We start from the raw sequence: 21,729 nt of genomic DNA on the forward strand, positions 1-21,729 counted from the left end.
GTCCCGTTCTTGAGGGTTGAATTCGTACCCCAGTCTCTGAATCGCGGCGGATGACGTTTTTCTCGAATTGACTGCCTTGCGGCACCGCGTATATAATCGCGCGTTCTGACACCTACACGCAGAGAACTCACAAGGAGATGTCATGATCAGAAAAACTATTTACGTCCTAGCACTCATACTCGTGGTTCTTGCGCTGGGGGCATGCGGGCAGAAGCAAGAGGCCCAGCCTCAGGCTCAGCAGGCAGCAGCAGTCCCAGAAAAACCGAAAGTTATTCCAGGCGAGATGGTGCTGATTCCGGCAGGAGAATACACGATAGGGACGAATGAAAAAGATCCCGGCGACCCTGCAAAGAAAGATTTCACAAACGCCTATCCCGAACACAAGGTGAAGCTGCCTGCATTCTGGATCGACAAATACGAAACAACGGGCAAGGAGTACCTGGAATTTTCCATCAAGACTTCTTACGTAGTCGAGGGCCAGGAAGAGGGTAAGACCTGGAGAACGTTTTTCTCTCTCGAAAAACCCAACGTTCCAGTCACGTACATCACCTGGAAGGATGCCAACGAATACTGCAAAGCACAGGGCAAACGGCTGCCGACGGAAGAGGAATGGGAGGCAGCGGCACGTGGACCCAATGGATACCGCTACCCATGGGGCAACGAATGGGACGCCACCAAGGCTAACACCGCGGACGCAGGCTACCGCGTCCCGGTGGACATAGGTCAGTTCGACGATGTCAGCCCATTTGGCGTTCATGACATGTACGGCAACGTCCAGGAATGGGCATCGGATTCGTACAAGCCCTACAAAGGAAATCCGAAGGCCGGCGGGCTGGAGTTCAATTCCGGCTACAAGGTTCTCCGGGGTTTGGGCTCCCGCTACACCGGTACCAAGTCGTCAGGTCTCTGGGCGCGAACGGCCTATCTGCCGAACTACCTCGCTGACTTTGGTTGCCGCTGCGCCAAGTCCGCCACTCCGGAAGAGGCGGCCAAGGCTGTGCCGGCCAAGTAGCCTCGCTCACGTCGCGCGGCTCAGAGCACTCTGAGGATGAAGCATTTCAGATAATGCGTTTCAGGCATTCCGAGAAGGATGGGGTGGTCTGTACCTTGCGCGCGCCGCTCCAACACTTGAACGCGACGGTGAGCATCCTGGGATGCCTGGTGCAGCAATTCCGAGAAATCTGCCTCGGATAGGTGGTAAGAACAGCTCGAGGTTACCAGAATCCCTTCCGGTGCGAGCAGCTTCATGGCACGAAGATTGATTTCCTTGTAGCCCCCGCGGGCAGCGCGAAGAGCACTTCGGTTCTTGGCGAACGCAGGAGGATCGAGGCAGATGGTGTTGAATCTGTCGCCGGCCTTCTCCCGCTCCCGCAGGTAGTCGAAAACGTTGCCCTCCTGAAACTCGACGTTTTGCAGCCCATTGAGTTCGGCATTGCGTCGCGCCTGTGCCAGCGCCTCAGCCGAAGCATCCACGCCGACTACGGATGCGCAGCGCCGGGCGAAGTGGAGAGCAAAAGCTCCAGTGTTGGTGAAGCAGTCCAGACCGCGTCCCGATGCATAGCCGCGCGCCGCGAGCCGGTTGTCCCCCTGATCCAGGAAGAATCCCGTCTTCTGGCCGTGAGCGAGGTCGACCCAGAAACGAACCCCTCCTTCGGAGATCCGCACCTGCTCCGGCACCTCCCCCCACAGGACGCCGCGGCATTCCTCGAGCCCTTCGAGCCGGCGCGCCTTGACGTCATTCCGTTCCAGCACCCCGACAGGATTCAGCGAGTCGCGCAGGATGTCCACCAACAGGCTCTTGAGGACTTCTGCGGTGCTGGACAGGGTCTGCAGCACCAGGTAGTCCCCGTAGCGGTCGACCACTACCGACGGGAGGGAATCCGCCTCGCCGAATATCAGACGGCATGCCGCTTCCGGCTGCAGGCGCCCGTGGCGCCGTTCGATCGACTGGCGGACGCGATCGCGGATCAACGCCACTGTGGGCGGCTCAGTGTCCCGTGACAGAAGGCGCAACCGGATTTGAGAGTGCGGGCTGTAGAACGCAAACCCAAGAACGTTGTGCGCCGCGTCCCGTACCCTGACAATGGGCGCCGGCGACAGGGGCGCGGCGGCGACATGGCCCCTGTAGACCCACAGGTGTCCCCGGCGCAGACGCTGGGCGCCTTCAGCGGATACCTCTACTTCGCCGTGAGTTGCAAACAAATCTGCTTCCGTCATTATCAGCCTGTGGGCTTCTCCAATGGGAAGGCCTGGCGCACATGCTGCAGGGCCTGCTCGCGGGTCAGCTGCGGGTTTTCCAGTTGCAGGTCCTCGACACCCTCCAGGATCTGCCGAAAGAGCGGGCCCGGCAGATAACCCATGTCGATGAGATCGTCGCCGGAAATGAGACGAGGAGGCGGCGCTGGCTCCTGTTTCAGCTCTTCGTGCTTTTTCCTGGCAAACAAGTAACTGTCAAGGCTGCCGTGGCTGCTCAGGCAGTCGACGCGATGCAGTTCGAGATGGGTCTCGAAGTCAGGCCGGCGCAGAAATCTCTTCAGCGTACTCGGGCGCATCTTATGAATATTCATGAAGCGCAAGTGATCCTCAACCAATTCGACGACCAGCTCGATATCCTGATTGGACATGCGCAGGCGCCGGCAAATCTCCTCCGCGATCCGGGCGCCGACCTCCACATGCCGGTCAAACCTGATGCGCTCCTTGACCGCGAAGGTCGGCGGCTTGCCGACGTCGTGGAGCAATACCGCAAGAGCGAGAGCGGGGGCCGGGTTGTGGAGCAGTTCGAGCGCATTCCGGGTGTGAACGAACACATCTCCCTCGGGATGGAATTCCGTCGGCTGCGTTATACCGCGCATCGCTTCCACTTCCGGCAGAATCTGGGTCAGCAGCCTGGTTTCGTGCAACAGCTCGAGCCCGCGGCCCGGTAGCGGGCCGGTCAGGATCTTGAGCAGCTCATCCCGGATTCGCTCCCAGCTTACCTCCAGGATGGACGGCGCAAGCTGGCGGATGGCTTGGAAGGTTTCAGGTGCGATCTTGAAGTCCAGACTGCAGGAAAACCGCACCGCTCTCAGCATGCGGAGCTTGTCCTCGCGGAATCTCTCCTGCGGCTTGCCGATCGTGCGGAGGATGCGCCTTCGAATGTCGGCCGCCCCGCTGACATAATCGATGACTCGGTCGGCAATCGGGTCATAGAACAGTCCGTTCACGGTGAAGTCTCTGCGCAGGGCGTCCTGCTGCGGCCCCGAGAAGCTCACAGAGGATGGATGCCTGCCGTCCAGGTACGGGCCCTCACTCCGGAAGGTGGCGACATCGTAAGCGTGCCCATACAGGCGCACCTGAACGACTCCGAACTGGGCGCCGATCGGCATGGCACGCGGAAAGATGCGGAGCACATTTTCGGGCAGGGCACTGGTGGCGATGTCGATATCTTTCGGCTTTCTCCGCAACAGAAAATCCCTTACCCACCCGCCGGCGAAAAATGCCTCATGGCCGTGCAGGCGCAGCTTCTCCACAATTCGCTGGGCGGCTCTTCGCATCGTTTTTCCGGGGAATTCCTAGGTGCCGTGAAGTCTGTTCCCTTCGGGCGGCCCGGTCGCCGCACCGCTGAAAAGGCGGCTCAAGGGCTAGTTTAGCTTGTCCAGATATGCGATCCAACTGTCTCCGCCAAATCTCTTCCGGCACAAGGAACGGTACTTGGCGAAGCTTCTCTTGTCGCCCAGCTTGTACTGACTGAGGGCCATGCGGAAATAGAACAGATTATCGCCCGGAAACCTCTTGGCAATCTTCAGCGTCTTCTCGCCCTCGGTTGCGGCTTCCTTGTAGCGCCCCAATTCGTAATAATTGTTGGTAAGGTAACTGCGGACCTCAGCCTTCTCGAGCTTGTTTCTCGGCCGCCGCCGCAGCGCCTCCAGCGTCACCAGCAGGGATTTTTCATAGCGCTCGAGGCGGAACTGGCATTGCGCGATCTTGATATACAGCCAGATCAGGTTTTCGCGCCTGCCGGTCAGTTGCTTGAGCTCGAGCATCTTCTCGTAGGTCTCCAGCGCCATATGATCGTTAGTGAGCTGCTGATAGCAGCTTGCGACCTTAATATGGATGTCATCGCTGCGCTCGAAAGCCGGATCCAGCTCCATGACCTTGGAGAAATACTTGATCGCCTCGTGATACTGCTTGAGGCCCATGTAGTTGTTTCCCATGCTTTCGTAGAGATACGCCAAGCCCGGATCGTTGTCGCTCAACACCTGGATCGCTTTTTGAGAGTACTTGATGGCTTCGTCGTGCCGGCCCAGCAATTCGCAGTTGCGGCTGATGCCGGCATACAGCATCCACTGCGTATCCCTTTCCTGGGCCTCCACATACTTCTCGCAGATCTGCCGCGCCTCGAGGGATTTGGTGACCTTGCCGTAGTATTCAAAGAGCGATCCCAGGTAGAAATGAACGAACCCGCACATGTCCGGCATGAACTCGGGCTTTTGAGGATCAAACAGGCGGGCGGATTTCAGCAGATGATGCACCGCCTCTTTGTCGTTTCCTGCGTTGTACTGGCAGATTCCGATCTGCCCGGTGAAATAGGCGCGCACATTCGGCTGTTTTGCCAGATCCAGGGCCTGCTGGTAAAACTCGCCGGCTTCCCCGTAGCGGCCCTTTTCGAACAGGTTTTCGGCATGGGAATCCAGCAGGGAAATCCGGTCTTCTTTTGAGGCAGCATTTGCCAGCCTGGTTTTGAATTCCTTGAGTTCCATCGTGATGTGCATCCTGTAGAAACAATGAATGAAAAGCTATACTAACATAATCCGCACCCTCTACTGATAGACCACAATATAGCCCGCGTGCACGTCGACCTTCTGGATTCTGTACGGCAGCGTGGACGGCTGCATCGGGTCGAAGGGCGGATTCTGCTTGCGGCCCACCGTGGTGATGATCTCCGCTACGAGAAGGTTGGGCAGGGTCATGCTGTCGAAGCGCGCCTCTTCGAGCCGGAAGTTCGCCTTGCCTGTGCCGGAAACCAGTATTCCCCTTACTGTCAGCGTGTGCACTCCGGTCAGCATCTTCCGGAGCAGACTGGTCAGAAGCTGGGTGGGATTGAGCTGCAGACGGTCAAAATCAACGGCCGCCACCCCTTGCAGGTGCCCTTCCTCGAACTTCAGCCGGATGCTTTTTAAGCAGGCGTTGTAGTGCGGGCTGAGAACAAAGGCGAGATACGAATTCATCTCGGTCTCGGATAACCGGGTCGTCTGCTTCTTGACAGGGTCATGAGCGGCGTCAAAGGCCTCCAAACGGCTTATCTTGGCGTTGCAGCTGTCGGCTGCAGCTTTGGAGATCCCGGGATCAGCGGATCGCATTGCCGGCAGGTTGCGCACGAGCAGGATCATCGTTGGCAAAATCAGGCACAACATCCCGGCCCAGCCGTAAGCGGAGCATCGGCCTCGCGGTCTCTCCTGCCTCACGGAGTACCCGATCATCGAATGACCTTAAAAGACCTGCTCCATCGAGTCTTAGTGAAGAAGTTCAGGAAAACGTCCGTAAACTGGCTTACATGATCTCTGAGGCTGGTTTGGAGGTACTCATCCCGCGGGGTTTCATAGGACCAGTAGATGACCAAGGCTTTGCCGATAAAGTGATCCCGCGGCACGAATCCCCAGATCCTGCTGTCCTGGCTGTTGTCCCTGTTGTCGCCCATAGCAAAGTACTGGTCCAGCGGGACTTCAATGGGACCATATTGTCCGTAAACGCTCGCCGGATCAATGTACTGGGTGTATTTTTCCTCGAGCGGCTTGCCGTTGATGTACACGGTGCGCCCGATCATTTCCACACGATCGCCCGGCAACCCGATCAGCCGTTTCACGTATGCCGTATCGGGGCTCTTGGGATACTTGAAAACGATCACATCACCGCGCTTGAGATCCTTGTAGGGCAGCAGCTTCCAGAGCCATCCGTCATGCAGCCCGTAAACAAACTTGTTGACCAGCAGGTGGTCGCCGATCAGAAGATTGGATTCCATCGAGCCCGTCGGGATCTTGAATGCCTGCACCACAAAAGTGGTTGCAAAGAGTGCAATGATCGCCGTGATGACGATGGACTCGAAATACTCCCTCAGCGTCGATTTGGTGAATTGAGCTTGTGAACCTCGCGGCGCTTCAGACGCCGGTACTTCCTGTGACCCCTGTGACTCTTCCACTCCGATTGCAGCCTCCAGCTAGATATAAAGGAACACGTAGTTTAGCACACCAACGCTCTTGCGACAAGGCGGCCGTCTGTGCGCTTGTGCGTCTGCGATCTCAGCGCATTCTCGTTGAGATTTTTTGAATGCGGCTGTGCCGCGCCGTGCAATTTATGGCGGAGGATCACCTTTCTCATTCGTACTTTAATTTTGCTCTGACATTGTAAAAGAAGAAAGCATAGCTGTCAGCCGTCCGCTCTATGCTCTTGGTGACGTTGCTTGCACCATGGCCGGAACGAGTTTCGATCCGGATCAGGACCGGGTTTTCCCCTTTTTGCTTCTCCTGGAGGGTGGCAATGAACTTAAACGAATGGGCCGGAACCACCCGATCATCGTGGTCGGCGGTGGTCACGAGCGTGGCCGGATATGCGACTCCGTCCTTGATGTTGTGAAGCGGTGAATACGCGAGGAGGGACCTGAAGTCACGCTCATTGTCACTCGAGCCGTACTCGACGACCCACCCCCAGCCGACAGTGAATTTGTGGAAGCGCAGCATGTCCATGACGCCGACTGCGGGCAGGGCGACTTTGAACAGGTCGGGCCGCTGGGTCATGGCTGCGCCCACGAGCAGCCCGCCATTGGAGCCGCCGGCGATGGCCAGCTTGTCCTTCGTGGTATACCCGGCCTCGATCAGGTACTCGGCCGCCGAGATGAAATCGTCGAAAACACGCTGTTTGTTCTGCAACATCCCCGCCTTGTGCCAGGTCTCACCGTACTCCCCGCCGCCGCGAAGGTTGGGCTCGGCGAATACGCACCCGTTTTCGAGGAGCGGGATCAGCGCCGCGTTGAAGCTGGGCTGCACGCTGATATTGAATCCTCCATACGCGGTCAGGTAACAGGGACTCTCGCCGTCAAGGACCAGGCCCTTTTTGTAGACAATGAACATCGGGATTCTGGTCTTGTCCTTGCTCTGATAGAAAACCTGCTTTACCTCGTAATCCCCAGGCGTGAACTTGACCTCGGCCTTGTGGAAAACGTCGCTCTTGCCTTCTGCAATTTCATACCTGTAGATCGTCGGCGGGAACGTGAACGATGTGAAGTTGTAAAAGAGCGTCTTATCGTCCCTCCATCCGCCGAATGCGCTTGCGGTGCCGAGTGCCGGAAGTTCGATCTCGCGGACGAGCTTCCCTTGGTAACTGTGCTGATAAATCCTGGTATTGGCGTCTTTGAGATAACCGCAGAAGAGCTGGCCCCCCGCAGCGTTGGCCCAACTCAAGACCTCGGGCTTTTCGGGAATCACGGTCTGCCAGTTCTCTTTGGCTGGCTTCCTGGGATCAATCAAGACGACCTTGAAATTCGGAGCGTCCATGTTGGTGTAGACGAGATATTTGTCACCCACGGCCTCGATGGGGCTGCTGTCGTTGTCAAATCCTCGGATCAGAGGCTGAAACGATCCGCCCGTCTTCCTCAAGTCCTTCCAGTAGAGTTCGTTGCCGGACGTACCCTCGGAGATGGTCAGGAAGGCATATTTCTCGTCCTCGGTCGTATCCAAGCTGAAGTAGCGCAGGGGATGCTGCTTGTCCTCATAGACGAGCCGGTCTTTCTCCTGAGGGTCGCCGAGCTTGTGGTAATAAATCTTCTGAAACTCGTTCTTGGCCGTCAGCTCCCGGCCTGCGGCGGGCTTGTCATAGCCACTGTAGAAAAAACCATCGCCCAGCCAGGCCGCGCCCCCGAACTTGACCCACTGAATACGGTCGGGAAGCTCCTTCTTGGTGGCGATTTCCATGACCCGGGTCTCCGACCAGTCCGAACCTGCCTCGCCCCGGGAGATGGCAACATATTTCTTATTGCCTGAAAAGCTGACGAGGCTTGTGCGAACGGTGCCGTCGGGCGAGAGTTTGTTGGGATCGATAAATACCTCGGGCTCGCCGTCCAGACCCTTCTGGACATAGATCACGGATTGATTCTGCAGCCCGTCGTTTTTGTTGAAGAAATAGTATTCTCCCGCCCGCGACGGCGACGTGTACCGCGGATAGTTGTAGATCTCGGTCAGGTGCTTGCGAAGTGCATCGCGGAAAGGGATTTTGCTGAGATACCCGAAAGTCACGGCGTTTTGCGCTTCGACCCATTTGGCGGTCTCCGGCGAATTGTCATCCTCCAGCCATCGGTAGGGGTCAGCCACATTGGTGCCGAAATAGTCATCCACCTGCGCCACCTTCATGGTAGCCGGGTAGGTGATCTTGTCAGCCTTATTGCAGGATGGGAGCATGACCGCGGCTGCTGAAAGAAGAACGCTGAGCATTTTCTTGTTCATGAAGCCTCCTTGTCGCCATGCGGGGCGAAGAGATCTTCTATCACAAGTAAGGGCGCTCCGGAAATTCTTTGCAACCGGGGGGGGATAATTCGGGAATTTGAGGCGCTGAATTCTGAGAAGATTTCGCGCTACTTCCGCAAGCGCTGCGCCAAACGCTCGGTCAAGCCGATCAGTTCCGCCTTGTACGGGGACGGATTCTGCTTTCGGAGTTGCTGCAGGTCCCGGATGAGCATCTGACGCTCTTTCTGCATGCCCATGACAAGGCTAATTGAACGATCGGCGTCGGGTTCCTCCGGATTTTGCGCCTCGAGGTGGGCGATCAACCTGTCGGTGGCCGCAGCCATTTCCGGCTCCGGCAGCACCCCAATGGCCCGCAGCAATGGAACAACTCTCGCCGCCTCGGCCTGCCGGCCAGCCCAGGTGTCATTGAGTTTCTGGATCGCGGCGGGATCGCCATCCGCGGTGCCATCGCGGAAGATCACGCAGGCGATTTCAAGTGGGGGATCTGTATCGAGGAGCGCATCATACCTGAACTCCGCTACTGTCCCGGGCGCGATTGCATGCCCGGCAACCGCTTCACGGTAGCTCTTGGAAATCAACATCAGGTCGTTTGGTTGACGCAGCGTCAGGGCGTACTCCACGATTTCCTTGTCATAACCATTCCGCAGGACGAGTCGCACGAGGCTGTCCCCTTCCTCCTCTGCCCTGACGAGATGAAAGCCGGATGTGAGGTTGGTAATCGGGTGCTTGAGTGCGACGACCAAGGGCGGAGCATACGGCCGCTCTCCCGAAGGGAAAGACCTGCTCTGTGCGAGTGTTTCCTGGATCTTTTGCTGCAACGTTACGGCAAGGTTGGCACTCGCTGCGGTTGCATCGAATCCATGATTCTCGATCCCCTGGATCAGATTCGAAACCAGGGATTGCAGATTCCTTCGCTCGCGCATCGCCGTGCTGTCGCAAAGGAGCTCGTCAGGGATCAAAGGATCGGCGCTGAAAAGCATCTTCTCGAAGGCTCTTATTTGTTCGATCGCACTGGCGGCTTTGCGAGCCGCCTGAAAACGCTCCTGCCAATACTGCAGGGCGCCGAGGCGCATCCGTCTTTCGTTGATGATGAAATCGAGCAGATGGAGATCCCCCTCTGCGGTTCCGTCCTCGAAGAGCACTGCCGTGATTTTCGCGTCGGCCTCGAGGAGAATGATGTCCGGTTCACCGATCTCCAGGTGTGCCGAGCAGGAACGGGTCTGGCCCGGCGCCAGTTGCGCTCCGGCTTCGTGCGTGCAGGCCTCCGACGTCAACACGAGGGTGGCAGGCCAGGTTTCGCCCGGAGGAATCTCCATCTTGATCGCGACCCTCATCAGCCACGACCGGACCGGTTTGTCCGATTGATTCACGGCTTCGAAATCAACCGTGTGCTTTTCGTGATCCAGGGCCAGGTTATGGATCACCAGCGCAGTCGTCGTCTGGGCTCTCACCGGGAGGGTGACCAGTAGACCAAATGCCACCACAATAAGTCTCACCGCCGGCTTGCAGTGCTTCCCTGGGACATCCTGAGGTTTTTCAGCCCGGCCCGTTGGAATGCCGTTCACAATGCTCATAAGATATAAGAACGCCCATCGATGCAAAAAGTCTAATCAAAGTGTCAGACCCGTTTTTCTCCCGGGGCCGGCCCACGGATATCGAGATTCCGCGTGCGCGTCGCTCGGGCCTGAGGGTCAGCTTCTAAACAAACATCATTGGAAACGAGGAACGAAAAAGACCAGACAGCCGAGAGTGAGCCCGTCAATGAATTATGATTTTCCCCTTCATCCCGCGGTGACCGGTACCGCAAAACACGCAGCATTTGAATTCCACTGTTCCGGCTTTTTCCGCCAGATACTCCACGGTGACGGTTTCTCCCTTTTTGATTTGAACACAGCTGTTTTTGACGTTTTGGATCTCAAAGCCGTGTTCGCGATCCAGAGCGGTTATTTTGAAGATGATCCGCGTGCCCACGTTGACTTCCACTGTGCTGGGCGAGAATTCGTACTTCTTGGCTGTCATCTGGACTTCTTTGGTTATTTGACCTGCAGTGGAAGACTGCGCGCGGATGGCTGACGCTAGTGCAATCAGAGCCAGAACTGCAAACGCGCTGACGATGGAGACTTTTCTCACGACATCCTCCGATTCCGAATTGATCCTAAAGGCCATCCGAACCACTTTCTGGAGTGCTCATCGCAGGAAATTGTACCACGCGCCGTGGGGTCAATTCGTCGGAATCCACCTGATGGCCGGACGTCCGTGATCATGAGTCGCTGATGGCGTGGAGTTGACTTCCACCTTCCATTGAAAGATGGCATGATAGCTGGCATGGATCGTTGAGAAGGGTGCTTTGCCGAAATTACCACAGAGGACTTCGACACTCAGTCGGAAGGGGGTCGCATGCTGCTTTTTCTGGCGCAGAATCACTCGGCAATGACGCATCTGCCCATCGCTGCTGCCATCCTGGCAGCAATTGCCGCGTTCGTAGCGTTGTTTGTTTTCAGAAGGGAAATCGTCTGGGCTTGGGCTGCCCTTTCAATCACTGCATTTTTGACGGTCCTCCCTACCGTGGTCACAGGGATTGCCGCGGCCAAGGGAAGACTCAATGAGGAAGGGAAACCGTATATTCAAAATGGTTTCATCGTCGACCACATACCGGCAAACACACGCATCTGGTTCCATCAAATGCTGGGCATCTCCGGTTTCGTGGTTGCTGTCATCCTCGCCATTCTGGCGCTTGCCCGGCTGCGCGGCCGGGATCCGAACAAGTACGTTATTGCGCTTTTGGCAGTGCTTCTGGCGCTGCTCTGGGGACTTGGCGGACACCTCGGCGGAAAGGAACTATGGGGAGCGGATACCTTCCCCGGCTTTCATTGACGGCCCGCAGCGCAACGAATCCAGACCGGCTGACACGAGCGGTTTTCGATAACCTGCCGTGAAAAGCGCCGGCGCGAACGGCGTATGGCCGCGGCACCGCTCAGGGATAATCCTGCCCATAGCCGTCACGCAGATATCGAGGATTGCGGCGCCGGGTTCCTGCTGCTAATCTCTGATGGCAACGCTGTGAACTGTCCCACTTATCGGCTGGGAATCGTGTCCTGGAATGAAGTGTGAAATCGAAGAGTCCCGCTCGTTTTCCCCGTGGATCAGCGCAAGCGTGCCGGGGAAAATCCTTGTGATCAGGCTGCAGGCAATTGGCGACGTAGTCGTCACACTGCCGGCCTGCTTTGCCCTGAGGCAGATGTTCCCGGACGCGCGTATTGACCTTCTGACCTCCGATGCCTGCCTCGGGATTCCTCGGGCAATCCGGCTCTTTGACCGCGTCCACTCTCTGGCCCAAAGCAGAAGACGGTGGATACGTGCCTGGCGGGTACTGACACAAGGCACAAGAATGCGCGGCGAGCATTACGATGTCATCATAGACCTGCAGAGGCATCGGGCCAGCCGATTCATCCGTCGCATTGCCCGTCCCCGTGCCTGGGGAGAATTTGACCGGTTTTCGCCACGACACGCCCTGGAACGGGTCATCGACACTTTTCATCAGACCGGTTTTTCTGATCTGGAACCTGTGTTTGAGCTGGACCTGAAGGCAGAGACAATGGAACGAGCTCTCCGGATTCTGCAGGAGTGCGGATGGGACGGGAAGACGAAGCTGGTGATACTGAATCCGGCGGGCTTGTGGGTGACGAGGAATTGGCCGTTGCCGTGCTGGGAAGAGCTTGCGAACCTCTGGTCCGACATCGAACCGGTTCGATTCCTGTTCCTGGGCACTAGCAGAATTGATGATAGGGTCAGCTACCTTTCGGGCAAACTGGCACGCCGCGCCATCAGTCTGATAAACAGGACGACCCTTGCAGAAGCGCTGGGTGTCCTGCAGCATGCTTCGGTGGTGATCAGCGAGGATTCGGGACTGCTGCACATGGCATGGGTATCCGGAATTCCCACCGTCGCGCTGTTCGGCTCGACACGCAGTGATTGGACTCGTCCATTGGGCAAGTGGAGTCGCTACGTCGCCTCTGAGGATCTGCCCTGCGGGGCTTGCATGGAGGCTACCTGCAGGTTCGGCGATGTGCATTGCCTCAGCCGCCACTCGGCTGCTACGATTCTGCAACTCGCGCGGGAGGCGGAGAGGGGTTCATGAAGCTCTCGAGTTCGCCGGGAAGGCCTCAATTATGATCCGCTTGACCGAAGAACTCGATCGCGTGCGAACTGCCGGCTTTGCCTTGCTGCTGATGTCTGCGGCCATCCTCCCCTTCGAACTAAAGACGCCGATCATGCATGTCGGGCCGCTCGGGATCACCAGCGTTGAGATCGTCCTTTACCTGACTATGGGATTATGGGGCGCAGCCTGGCTGGCGGGCCACCGCCCGCATTGGACGGCCGCGCACACGGCCGTGGGAGTCTGGGCGGCAGTCCTGATCCTCTCCGCTCTACTGGCCCCATCGCACAGGGCCGAGGCGTTGAAATTCGCGCTCCGGGGCCTGGGAGGTTGTGTCCTATGCCTCGCCGCCGCCGACTTTGTCCGCACGCCTCGATCTGCAGCCCGCGTGGGGCTCGCGCTTTTGGCTGGTTCGTGCTTGTCGGCTGCCGCCGCGCAAGCCGAAACATGGGTGCCAGGTGCTGCAGTCTTCCTGCGAAATTTTAAGACAGAATCCTCTCACATCGGCAGCTTCCTCCGCGCCAGCGGCACATTTCAGTATGCCAATATCGCTTCAATGTATTGGGAGGCCTCGCTGCCGTTGGCGCTGGCAGTCCCGCTTTGGTGGGGTTCTCGAAGGTTTGCTCGACGATGGTGGTGGACTGGGGCGGTCTGTTCGTTCGTCCTGATCGAGGGCATCCTTCTCGCTGCCAGTCGTGCGGGCATCCTCATAGCCATCTTTACCCTGGCAGCGCTGCTGATTATTTGCAGAAGATCAGCTGTTCGTTTGCCATCGCTTGCCGTCGCCGTTCTCGTTTCCATGTTTTTGCTGCTCATGGTCCACGCGGCGAGTAACGAACTGCTCGTACTGCGTCTGACAACTCTCGCCGTCTCAGACTGGTATCGTGCAGACTACCGGGATCTCCCGGAGCGCCTGGCGCTGGTGGCGGGAACCACGGTGAGGGTGCCGCTGGCCATCCGAAACAGCGGCCGAATGAAATGGCGAGCACGGGGCAGACAGTCGGTAGCTGTTAGTTACCACTGGCTGGATCCCGCGGCTGAAAACATTTTGATCTGGGGAGGTGCCCGCTCTGAGTTGCCCTCGGACGTAGAGCCGGGCGCTACGGTGAAGGTAGAGCCTTGGATCAAAGCTCCCGAGAGGCCGGGCAGCTACACCTTGCAATGGGATATGCTGCAGGAAGACGTAGCTTGGTTCAGCGTTTTCGGACCGGGCAAAGCACAGATGAGAGTTCAGGTCGTTCCTTCACCTATTGCCAGGGTGTTGCCGGACCGTCCTCCACCGCTCGCATTGCCCTTGCCCTCAGCGCCGGTGCGAATGGATTTGTGGCGTGCGGCCCTGCAAATGTGGCTGCAAAGGCCTTTCCTTGGGGTGGGACCGGATAACTTCCGCCGCCTTTACGGCTCCGTCCTGGGCCTGAAGCATTCTGACGATCGCGTTTATGCCGGCAACCTCTATCTCGAGACACTCGCAAACGTCGGCCTGCTGGGGACATTGGCTCTAGTGGCCGTGTTACTCTCTCTCGTCGTTTGGATTCGGAAGGCCTGGATCGGGTCAAGACTCCCCGAAGATAGATTACTACTTGTTGGAATTGGGACGGCGCTGGCTGCCTATTGCCTCCACGGCCTGGTGGACTACTTTCTCGCATTCAGCTCCACATACGGGCAGTTCTGGATATTGGTCGGCATCATATTGGGTTTGGGGCAAGGCGGAGAAAGACCGCGATGATCTCCGGTGAGAGAGGATTGGTCGGTTTTGAGGCAACAGCGCTGGAATTGCGCAACAGGTCAGGTGTGGGGCACTATACGGCGCAATTGCTGGGAGGCCTCGTCCAGCGCGGCGGATGGCGCTACGCCCTCTTGACGAGCAGACCGCCCGCGGGCCGCATTCCTCAAGGCGTGGTAATCCCACCCCAGCGGCACTTCCCGAACAGGTCGTTGTGGGTCCAGCTCGTTCTCCCGCGGATCGTGGCGCGGCTTCATCCCCGATTGTGCCACTTTACCAACTCTGTTGCGCCCCTGGCACTCTCCTGTCCTTTCGTCGTCACAGTGTATGACATGTGCCTTTTCCTTTTTCCTCGACTCCAACCCCGAAAGAGCCTTTTGTCGGTACGTTCCATCCTCCCGTATGTGGCCAGGAAAGCATCCGCCATCATCACGATCTCTCACAGTGCCCGGCGAGACATCCTGCGTGTGCTGAAGGTGCCAGCTCAAAAAGTGCATGTCGTGTATGCTGCCGCGGCTGACGAGTATCGCATGATCGAAGATGCCGCTGAATTGGAGCGGGCACGGCGGAAGTACCGGTTGGACACCCCATTCTTCCTTGCGGTAAGCACGGTCGAGCCGCGCAAGAACCTGTCCGGGCTGATCAAGGCCTTGGCAAAACTGCGGCGACGCGGGAGAAAGGAGCAGTTGATCCTGGCGGGACAACTCGGATGGCGATACCGGCCGCTCTTGCGACAGATTGAACAGAGCGGCCTGAAGGATACGGTAAGGCTGTTAGGCTACGTGCCTGACCGGGATTTGCCCGCCATCTATAACCTGGCACGGGCGGTGGCTTTCCCATCTTTCTATGAAGGATTTGGATTGCCCATAGTCGAAGCCATGGCCTGCGGCACCCCCGTGCTGACCAGCAACCGGTCATCGATGGCCGAGGTGGGTGAGGGGGCTGCACTTCTCGTCGATCCATCCAGTGAGGATGAGATCGAGCAAGGGATGCTCCGCCTGGTGACCGAGGAGTCCCTCCGCGCGGAGCTTCGTGCGGCAGGGTTAGCGCGCGCCGCTCAATTCTCCTGGGCTCGAGCCGCGGAAGAGACGGCTGCTGTCTATGGGATGGCTGTTCCCTAGCGACCCTCAGGCGGGACACACGAGCCGGATCTCCGGTTTGCCGTCAGGCTCAGCTCTGGTGCTTCAACCTTATCTCAGAGGGGACAGCCTGGAGAATGCCTTCGCAGAACTGCTCGACGGTGAATCTCCTGCTCGAGCGTGCTACCTGCTGCCGGTCAAAATCCATCTGCTCGAATCTGCGGACGGCGTCAACGATGCTGCTTACGCTCTGTTCGTGAAAAAACACGCCTGTTCGGTCCTCCTGCACTATCTCCAGTGCACCCCCCCTGGCAAAGGCTATCACGGGAGTCCCGCATGCCTGGGCCTCGGCGGCCACCAGACCGAAATCCTCCACCTGTGGGAAAAGAAAGGCCTTGGCGCCGCTGTAGAGTGCTCGTAACTGGCCGTCGCTCACATTGTGAATCAAACGAATGTTCTTGGACCCGGCTGCCAGCGCTTGGATCCGGGGCATCTCGGGCCCTGTGCCGACGATCCAGAGATCGGATCCCAGTTCCAGGAAGGCTTCGACCAGAAGTGCAAACTTTTTGTAATGCAGGAGGCGTCCGGCGGCGAGGTAATAGTGAGGACGATCCGGTGCCGGCTGAAACAGACTGTCGAAGAAAAATTTCCGGTGGTCGACGGGTGGGTAGAGCACCGTGGCCGTGCGGCCATAGTTTTTCCGGATCTTTTCCGCGATAAAACCGGAGACTGCCAACAACTGATTCGGCTTTTGCGCCGCCCTGAAATCCCAGTGCCTCAGGTAGGCGAACGCCGGTTTGAAAACTGTCTTGAACACCGGGTTCGCAAAGTAGGTATTGATTTCCCAGGCATACCGTAGCGGAGTATAGCAATAGGACAGGTGGAAAGTGCCACTGTGATGTGGTACTCCTTTAGCATAGCCGGCGCTGTCGGAAAGGATCAAATCATACTGGTCTGGAACTGCCAGGCTTCTGACCGCGCAGGGCATGAGAGGGATAAACAACCGGTGATGATGCCTGGCCAGCGGGAAGTCCAGGAGACTCGTCTTATACACGCTCTTTTGGAAGCGCCTGGAAGTGCTCTCCGGGCTGTAAAGCAGGGTGTAAATATGAGCGCCGGGGAAAAGATCCAAGAGGGTTTCGAGCACACGCTCGGCGCCGCCATATTGATTCAGGTAATCGTGAACCAGAGCAACCCTCATTGAAATCTCTGTCCCGCCCAAGGCAGGTAGTTTCTCACGGGCGGTCCGCCTTTTTCCAGTTTAGAATGTCACCACTGGAAGCCATGCAACAGATACCGAAGTCGCTCCCGAGGGTGCAGGCGGAACGCGCCATCCTCAAGACTGTTCTATATTCAGATCTCTTCGATTACGCCCTGACCATCGGCGAAGTCGTCCACTATCTCGCCGAAACAGCCGGTTGCAGGGAGCAGGTCGAGGCGATTCTGGCTTCACCCCACGGGCTCAACGGCCAGATTGTGCAGGTGGATGGCTATTTCACCATGCCGGGGCGAGAGGACCTTGTGAACCGCCGGCGTGCGAGGAACCTCACTTCGCGCCGGCTCTGGCGGATGGCCCGGTTATACGGCAAGCTGTTAAGCTGCCTCCCCTTCGTGAGAATGGTTGCCGTAACCGGTGCGCTGGCGATGGACAACAGCGATGAGCACGACGACGTCGATGTCCTGATCGTGACGGCGCCGGCAAGAGTTTGGCTGGCCCGGGCTTTTGCCGTGCTGATCGTTTATGCCGGCAAGCTCACAGCGACCAGGCTCTGCCCTAACTTCGTCTTATCCGAGGGAGCACTCTCCTTGGAGCCGCGCACGGTGTATGTGGCGCATGAATTCGTCCAGATGGTCCCCCTTTCCGGATTCGCAGTCTACCAACGGATGCGCGCTGCCAATTTGTGGGTCAGGCACTACCTGCCAAATGCAGAACACCCTCTTCACCATGAGCCTGAATATCACCCGGGATTTATTCCCCGGAGTTTCAAGCACGTCGCCGAATGGCTGCTTTCTGGGCGGCTGGGCGACCGGCTGGAAGCCTGGGAGATGCGGCGAAAGATCCGTAAGTTCACCGCATTGAGCGCCGTGGGAGGAAGCGTCGTCTTCAACCGGCACCAGGTGAAGGGTCATTTCGACGACCACGGTACGCTTGTATCAGCGGAATACCAGTGTCGGCTTGAAGAAAATAACCTCGACGTCCATGAGAGTTCCTGATCCGCACCGCGGGATTTTGCCGAAAAAATGCCCTACTCCGAACCTTCCTAAGCGTGGTTCAAACCCTTATACTGGTGGCGTTGGTTCAGACGAATGAACGCCCTAAGATCAGGCGCGAAATAATGCATCTTCGTACCCTGCTGAATCTTCATTCCCAACGGCTGCATGCGCTCCCGGTGGCCATCCTTCATCTTACTGATAAATGTAATTCCCGCTGTAATTGCTGTGACTACTGGCGTTTCGGACAAGGAGAGATTTCATTGGAATTGGTCCGGCAGCTGGCAGGTGAACTGTCGCACTTCGGCACGCGCTTTATATTGCTCTCAGGGGGCGAGCCGCTGCAGCATCCCCGTTGGGAAACGATCGCGGCCACGTTCAGGGCTGAAGGTCTCAAAGTGGCCATGGCGACGAATGGCATCCTGCTTTCCAGTCAGGCCGGTGCGGTGGCAGGCTGCATCGATGAGTTATTTGTCTCGCTGGATGGAGCGAATGGGGAGTCATACCGGATGATTCGCGGCGTCGATGGATTCGACTTGGTAAGGGAGGGGGTAGGGAAGCTGGCCGGTAAAGTTCCCGTGACCTTCAGAACCACGGTGCAACGCGCGAACTATCGCGAGATTCCTGCCCTGATCCGCCTCTCGCGTTCCTGGGGGGGGTGCCATCACTCATTTCTTGCAGTAGATGTGAATACGCATACTGCTTTTGCCCGCAGCGGGGAATTCGACCGATCGATGGCACTCAGGGAGGAAGATCTCGACACGTTCGGCCGGGTGATCAGGGAAACAGAAAAGGAGTGCGCAGCTGAATTCGAGCTGGGCTACATAATCGAAACCGGGAGCAAGCTGCGCCTGATGCACGACTACTTCGCGGCGTTATTGGGCTACCGGCCATTCCCGCCGGTGCGCTGCAATGCTCCCCGATTCTCGGCGGTGATCGAGACGGACGGATCGCTCAGACCCTGTTTTTTCCTTCCTTCCACGGGGCGTTTCGACGGCGGCCGTATCTCGGCAGCCTTGAACTGTCATGCCGGAAAAGACCTCCGGCACCAGCAGCGGTTGGGCCGGAGGCAGGAGTGTTTGCGATGTGTTTGCCCGGCCTATAAGGGTGTTGGCGAATTGCTGGGGGTATCATGACCCGCATTCTCTTAGGTCAGTCCTACTACCTCCGCTTTGATCCCAAGCTGTATGCCGCCATGCAACCGTATCCTCCTCTCGGGACTCTCTATGCAGCTTCCTGCCTGCGCAGGCGCGGACACCCTGTCGCACTTTTCGATGCCATGCTCGCCGACAGCGAAGAAGAGTGGACTGCCGCGCTCAACACCCACCAGCCGCGTTACGCGGTTCTGTATGAGGATAATTTCAACTATCTGAGCAAAATGTGTCTGTCGCGCATGCGAGAGGCAGCGCTCCGCATGATAAGCGCGGCAAAAAGCAGGCTGTGCACCGTGATCGTTTGCGGGAGCGATGCGACCGATCATGCCGAAGCATATCTGAATCATGGTGCGGACTACATCATTCAGGGCGAGGGGGAGGAAACGCTGGTTCAGTTGATAGACGCGCTCGAAGGCCGAGAGCCGGTACCGATCCCAGATGTAGCCGGACTTGTCTGGCGGGAGGATGAAAGCGAGGTGCGACGTAACCCGAGCCGCCCCCACCTTACCCGGCTGGATGACCTCCCGTTTCCTGCCTGGGACCTCGTGGATATAGCGCGGTATCGGCGCCTGTGGAGGGCGCGGCATGGCTACTTCTCGCTGAACCTGGTGACGACGCGCGGTTGCCCATATCGCTGCAACTGGTGTGCGAAGCCGATCTGGGGCCAGCGGTTCAGCTCGCGTTCACCCGAAAACGTTGCCGCGGAGCTCGAGTGGCTGCTGAATCTTTATCAGCCGGATCACATCTGGTTTACAGACGATATCTTCGGCTTGGAGCCGGGTTGGGTGGAACGCTACGGAAGCCTTCTCCGGGGAAAGCGGGTCAGCGTGCCGTTCAAATGCCAGATGCGCGCTGATCTCGTGCTGCCTGCCACCGTTGCAGGCCTGAAAGCTGCGGGATGCGATACCGTGTGGCTGGGCGCAGAGTCCGGGTCGCAAAAGATCCTCAATGCAATGGACAAAGGAACAACGACAGAGCAGATTTGTCAGGCGCGGCGCCTCCTTGCCGGTGCCGGGATCAAAGCTTGCTTTTTCCTGCAGTTCGGCTATCCCGGTGAGACGCGCGCCGACATCGATCTGACGCTGCGGATGGTCCGGGAGCTTCTGCCCGACGACATCGGGATCTCGGTTTCATACCCGCTGCCAGGAACCAAGTTCTATGAACGCGTCCGTGACCAGTTAGGGCACAAGCAGAACTGGATCGATAGCGACGACCTCGCGATGCTATACCAGGGACCGTTTCCCGAAGCCTTTTACCGTGTGCTGTACGGTGCGGTTCACGCCGAGTTCCGCATGCGAAGGGCCCTGGTGAAGGTCAGGGCGTCAAGCGGGCGCCGGCATTTCTTGCAGGCAGGATATTTGCGCGCGCTGGCTTCGGTTCCGAAGCACTGGCTCGACTGGCACGCGCAACGGTGGCGTCTGGACCGGTTTGAGGAGCAACCGGAGGCATCTTCACTGGCTGCGGAGCAGATGTGATGCGCCCGAGAGTGGTTCTCTATAACCCGCGTGCCGTTTTCTGGACCATGCCGCTTGCTCTGGTTGCGGTGGGTTCGGCCCTTGCCCGGTCAAAGTTTGAGGTGGTTATCGTGGATGGGCGCCTCGAACCCGACCCGGTCCGTTCGCTTCTGCGGCACCTGGGCGATGACGCCGTGTGCCTGGGCATAACCGTGTTGACCGGTGCCCCGATTCGCGATGCTCTTGCCGTGTCGCGCGCGATCAAAGGCCTCAGGCCCTCGCTCCCCATCATCTGGGGGGGATGGCACCCGTCGCTCTTTCCGGCACAATGCCTGTCAGAACCCAGTATTGATGCGGTTGTAATTGGACAGGGCGAAGTGACCTTTGCGGAGACCGTTGAGCGGTTGGCATGCGGAAGACCGTTGGACGGGGTTGCCGGCTGCGCTTACCGCTTGGGAGCGGAGACTCCATTTGTCAACCCGCCTCGGCCTCTTCGCGATATCCAGGAACTGCCGGAACACGACTACAAACTTGCAGACATCGAACAGTACTTCCAGCGCAAAGGAAGACGCCAGTTTGACTACGTCTCATCGCAGGGATGCCGTTTTCGCTGTTCTTTTTGTGCCGACCCGAATCTCTATAAGCGCGGCTGGTATGGGCTCGCTTCCGAACGCGTGGCACGCGAGCTTGTCTCGCATCATCGCACCTACCGCTTCGAGGAGGTGTCGTTTCAGGATGAGACGTTTTTCACCAGCCCTGAGCGGGTCGGGGCGATCGCGGAAGCATTTCTTACACACGGCCTCGAGGCTCAGTGGACCGCGACGATGCGTTCGGACCAGGGTACCAGGTTGGATGACCGGGTTCTGGCACTGTGCAGGCAGTCAGGCCTGAAGCGGGTGATGATCGGCGTGGAGTCGGGCTCCCCGGAGACGCTACGGCGCATCCGCAAGGATATTTCGATTGCCCAGATCTTCGATAGTGCGGCGAAGTGCGCGCACCACGGCATTGGCGCGATCCTGAATTTTATCGTCGGATTCCCGGGCGAATCAGACGAAAGCGTCCGGCAGACTCTGGATCTGGCGGCGCAATTGCGCGCAATGAGCCCCGACTTCGAGGTGTCGATCTTTTATTTCCGTCCATACCCCGGTACTCAAGTAGCCGAGGAACTGGTGCGCGATGGGTATCGCTTCGCCGAGACCCTGGAAGCCTGGGCTGACTTTGATTACGTACGGGGAAGGGAAGAATGGGTCACCGACGAACGCTGGAAGCAAGTCGAACGCTTCAAGTTCTATCAGCGATACGCGTTCGGCCGTGACCGCGCCCTCCTGCGCCGGCCGTTGCGAGCGGTCAGTCGCTGGCGCATTCACAGGCGCTGGTATGGATTTCCGGTGGAGAAGATGATCCTGGATATGATGCGGCCGGCGCAGAGGCAATCTTGAAGGCGACTGAAAGCTGGTAGA

The 21,729-nt window shown here is 58.1% G+C and carries 18 protein-coding genes; 9 read left to right on the plus strand and 9 right to left on the minus strand.

Annotation, left to right across the window (positions count from 1 at the left end; translation table 11 throughout):
- Positions 1 to 142: 142 nt before the first annotated feature.
- Entirely contained in the window at positions 143 to 1,012 is an 870-nt protein-coding gene (locus tag LAP85_12745; GenBank protein ID MBZ5497263.1) for a formylglycine-generating enzyme family protein, read from the plus strand.
- Between the two features lie 20 nt (positions 1,013 to 1,032).
- Here LAP85_12745 and LAP85_12750 read toward each other — a convergent pair whose 3' ends face one another.
- The 8 genes from LAP85_12750 to LAP85_12785 all read right to left on the minus strand — a co-directional run bounded on the left by LAP85_12750 (position 1,033) and on the right by LAP85_12785 (position 10,622).
- Positions 1,033 to 2,217, minus strand: a complete 1,185-nt coding sequence (locus tag LAP85_12750) for a class I SAM-dependent rRNA methyltransferase (protein ID MBZ5497264.1) — start codon at positions 2,215 to 2,217, stop codon at positions 1,033 to 1,035.
- Positions 2,218 to 2,219: 2 nt separating this feature from the next.
- Positions 2,220 to 3,533: a CCA tRNA nucleotidyltransferase gene (locus tag LAP85_12755; GenBank protein MBZ5497265.1), complete on the minus strand. Its 1,314-nt coding sequence runs from the start codon at positions 3,531 to 3,533 to the stop codon at positions 2,220 to 2,222.
- A gap of 87 nt (positions 3,534 to 3,620) precedes the next feature.
- Complete coding sequence (locus LAP85_12760) at positions 3,621 to 4,739, minus strand: tetratricopeptide repeat protein (GenBank protein ID MBZ5497266.1); 1,119 nt, start codon at positions 4,737 to 4,739, stop codon at positions 3,621 to 3,623.
- 60 nt (positions 4,740 to 4,799) lie between these two features.
- Positions 4,800 to 5,378 (minus strand): hypothetical protein, encoded by a 579-nt coding sequence (locus LAP85_12765; GenBank protein MBZ5497267.1) that lies wholly within the window; start codon positions 5,376 to 5,378, stop codon positions 4,800 to 4,802.
- Positions 5,379 to 5,455: 77 nt separating this feature from the next.
- Positions 5,456 to 6,175, minus strand: a complete 720-nt coding sequence (lepB, locus tag LAP85_12770; protein MBZ5497268.1) for a signal peptidase I — start codon at positions 6,173 to 6,175, stop codon at positions 5,456 to 5,458.
- A 175-nt stretch (positions 6,176 to 6,350) separates the two neighbouring features.
- Positions 6,351 to 8,471 (minus strand): prolyl oligopeptidase family serine peptidase, encoded by a 2,121-nt coding sequence (locus LAP85_12775; GenBank protein ID MBZ5497269.1) that lies wholly within the window; start codon positions 8,469 to 8,471, stop codon positions 6,351 to 6,353.
- Positions 8,472 to 8,599: 128 nt separating this feature from the next.
- Positions 8,600 to 9,973, minus strand: a complete 1,374-nt coding sequence (locus LAP85_12780; protein ID MBZ5497270.1) for a hypothetical protein — start codon at positions 9,971 to 9,973, stop codon at positions 8,600 to 8,602.
- A gap of 277 nt (positions 9,974 to 10,250) precedes the next feature.
- Positions 10,251 to 10,622 carry a cupredoxin domain-containing protein gene (locus LAP85_12785; GenBank protein MBZ5497271.1) on the minus strand — a complete coding sequence of 124 codons (372 nt, stop codon included), beginning with the start codon at positions 10,620 to 10,622 and terminating at the stop codon, positions 10,251 to 10,253.
- Between the two features lie 267 nt (positions 10,623 to 10,889).
- Between LAP85_12785 and LAP85_12790 the strand changes: the two genes are divergently transcribed.
- From LAP85_12790 to LAP85_12805, 4 genes are all read left to right on the plus strand, one after another.
- On the plus strand, positions 10,890 to 11,366 hold the full coding sequence (locus LAP85_12790) for a hypothetical protein (protein ID MBZ5497272.1): 477 nt from the start codon (positions 10,890 to 10,892) through the stop codon (positions 11,364 to 11,366).
- A 226-nt stretch (positions 11,367 to 11,592) separates the two neighbouring features.
- On the plus strand, positions 11,593 to 12,630 hold the full coding sequence (locus LAP85_12795; GenBank protein MBZ5497273.1) for a glycosyltransferase family 9 protein: 1,038 nt from the start codon (positions 11,593 to 11,595) through the stop codon (positions 12,628 to 12,630).
- 31 nt (positions 12,631 to 12,661) lie between these two features.
- Positions 12,662 to 14,374, plus strand: coding sequence for an O-antigen ligase family protein (locus LAP85_12800; protein ID MBZ5497274.1), 1,713 nt, complete (start codon positions 12,662 to 12,664; stop codon positions 14,372 to 14,374).
- The gene (locus LAP85_12805) at positions 14,371 to 15,492 is read left to right on the plus strand and encodes a glycosyltransferase family 4 protein (GenBank protein ID MBZ5497275.1); all 1,122 of its coding nucleotides are present in this window, start codon (positions 14,371 to 14,373) and stop codon (positions 15,490 to 15,492) included. Before LAP85_12800 ends, LAP85_12805 begins: the two co-directional genes overlap by 4 nt.
- Before the next feature lie 49 nt (positions 15,493 to 15,541).
- On the opposite strand, the gene LAP85_12810 is transcribed toward LAP85_12805, so the two are convergent.
- Entirely contained in the window at positions 15,542 to 16,651 is a 1,110-nt protein-coding gene (locus LAP85_12810) for a glycosyltransferase (GenBank protein MBZ5497276.1), read from the minus strand.
- An 83-nt stretch (positions 16,652 to 16,734) separates the two neighbouring features.
- On the opposite strand from LAP85_12810, the gene LAP85_12815 reads away from it, so the two are divergent.
- The 4 genes from LAP85_12815 (at position 16,735) to LAP85_12830 (ending at position 21,708) form a co-directional block, all read left to right on the plus strand.
- Positions 16,735 to 17,664, plus strand: coding sequence for a hypothetical protein (locus tag LAP85_12815; GenBank protein MBZ5497277.1), 930 nt, complete (start codon positions 16,735 to 16,737; stop codon positions 17,662 to 17,664).
- Positions 17,665 to 17,786: 122 nt separating this feature from the next.
- A complete protein-coding gene (locus LAP85_12820; GenBank protein ID MBZ5497278.1) occupies positions 17,787 to 18,797 on the plus strand; it encodes a radical SAM protein in 1,011 nt (336 codons plus the stop codon).
- On the plus strand, positions 18,794 to 20,290 hold the full coding sequence (locus tag LAP85_12825; protein ID MBZ5497279.1) for a B12-binding domain-containing radical SAM protein: 1,497 nt from the start codon (positions 18,794 to 18,796) through the stop codon (positions 20,288 to 20,290). Before LAP85_12820 ends, LAP85_12825 begins: the two co-directional genes overlap by 4 nt.
- The gene (locus LAP85_12830; protein MBZ5497280.1) at positions 20,290 to 21,708 is read left to right on the plus strand and encodes a B12-binding domain-containing radical SAM protein; all 1,419 of its coding nucleotides are present in this window, start codon (positions 20,290 to 20,292) and stop codon (positions 21,706 to 21,708) included. Before LAP85_12825 ends, LAP85_12830 begins: the two co-directional genes overlap by 1 nt.
- Positions 21,709 to 21,729: the final 21 nt, after the last annotated feature.

It is taken from the genome of Terriglobia bacterium, assembly GCA_020072565.1.
Classification (GTDB): Bacteria; Acidobacteriota; UBA6911; order UBA6911; family UBA6911; genus JAFNAG01.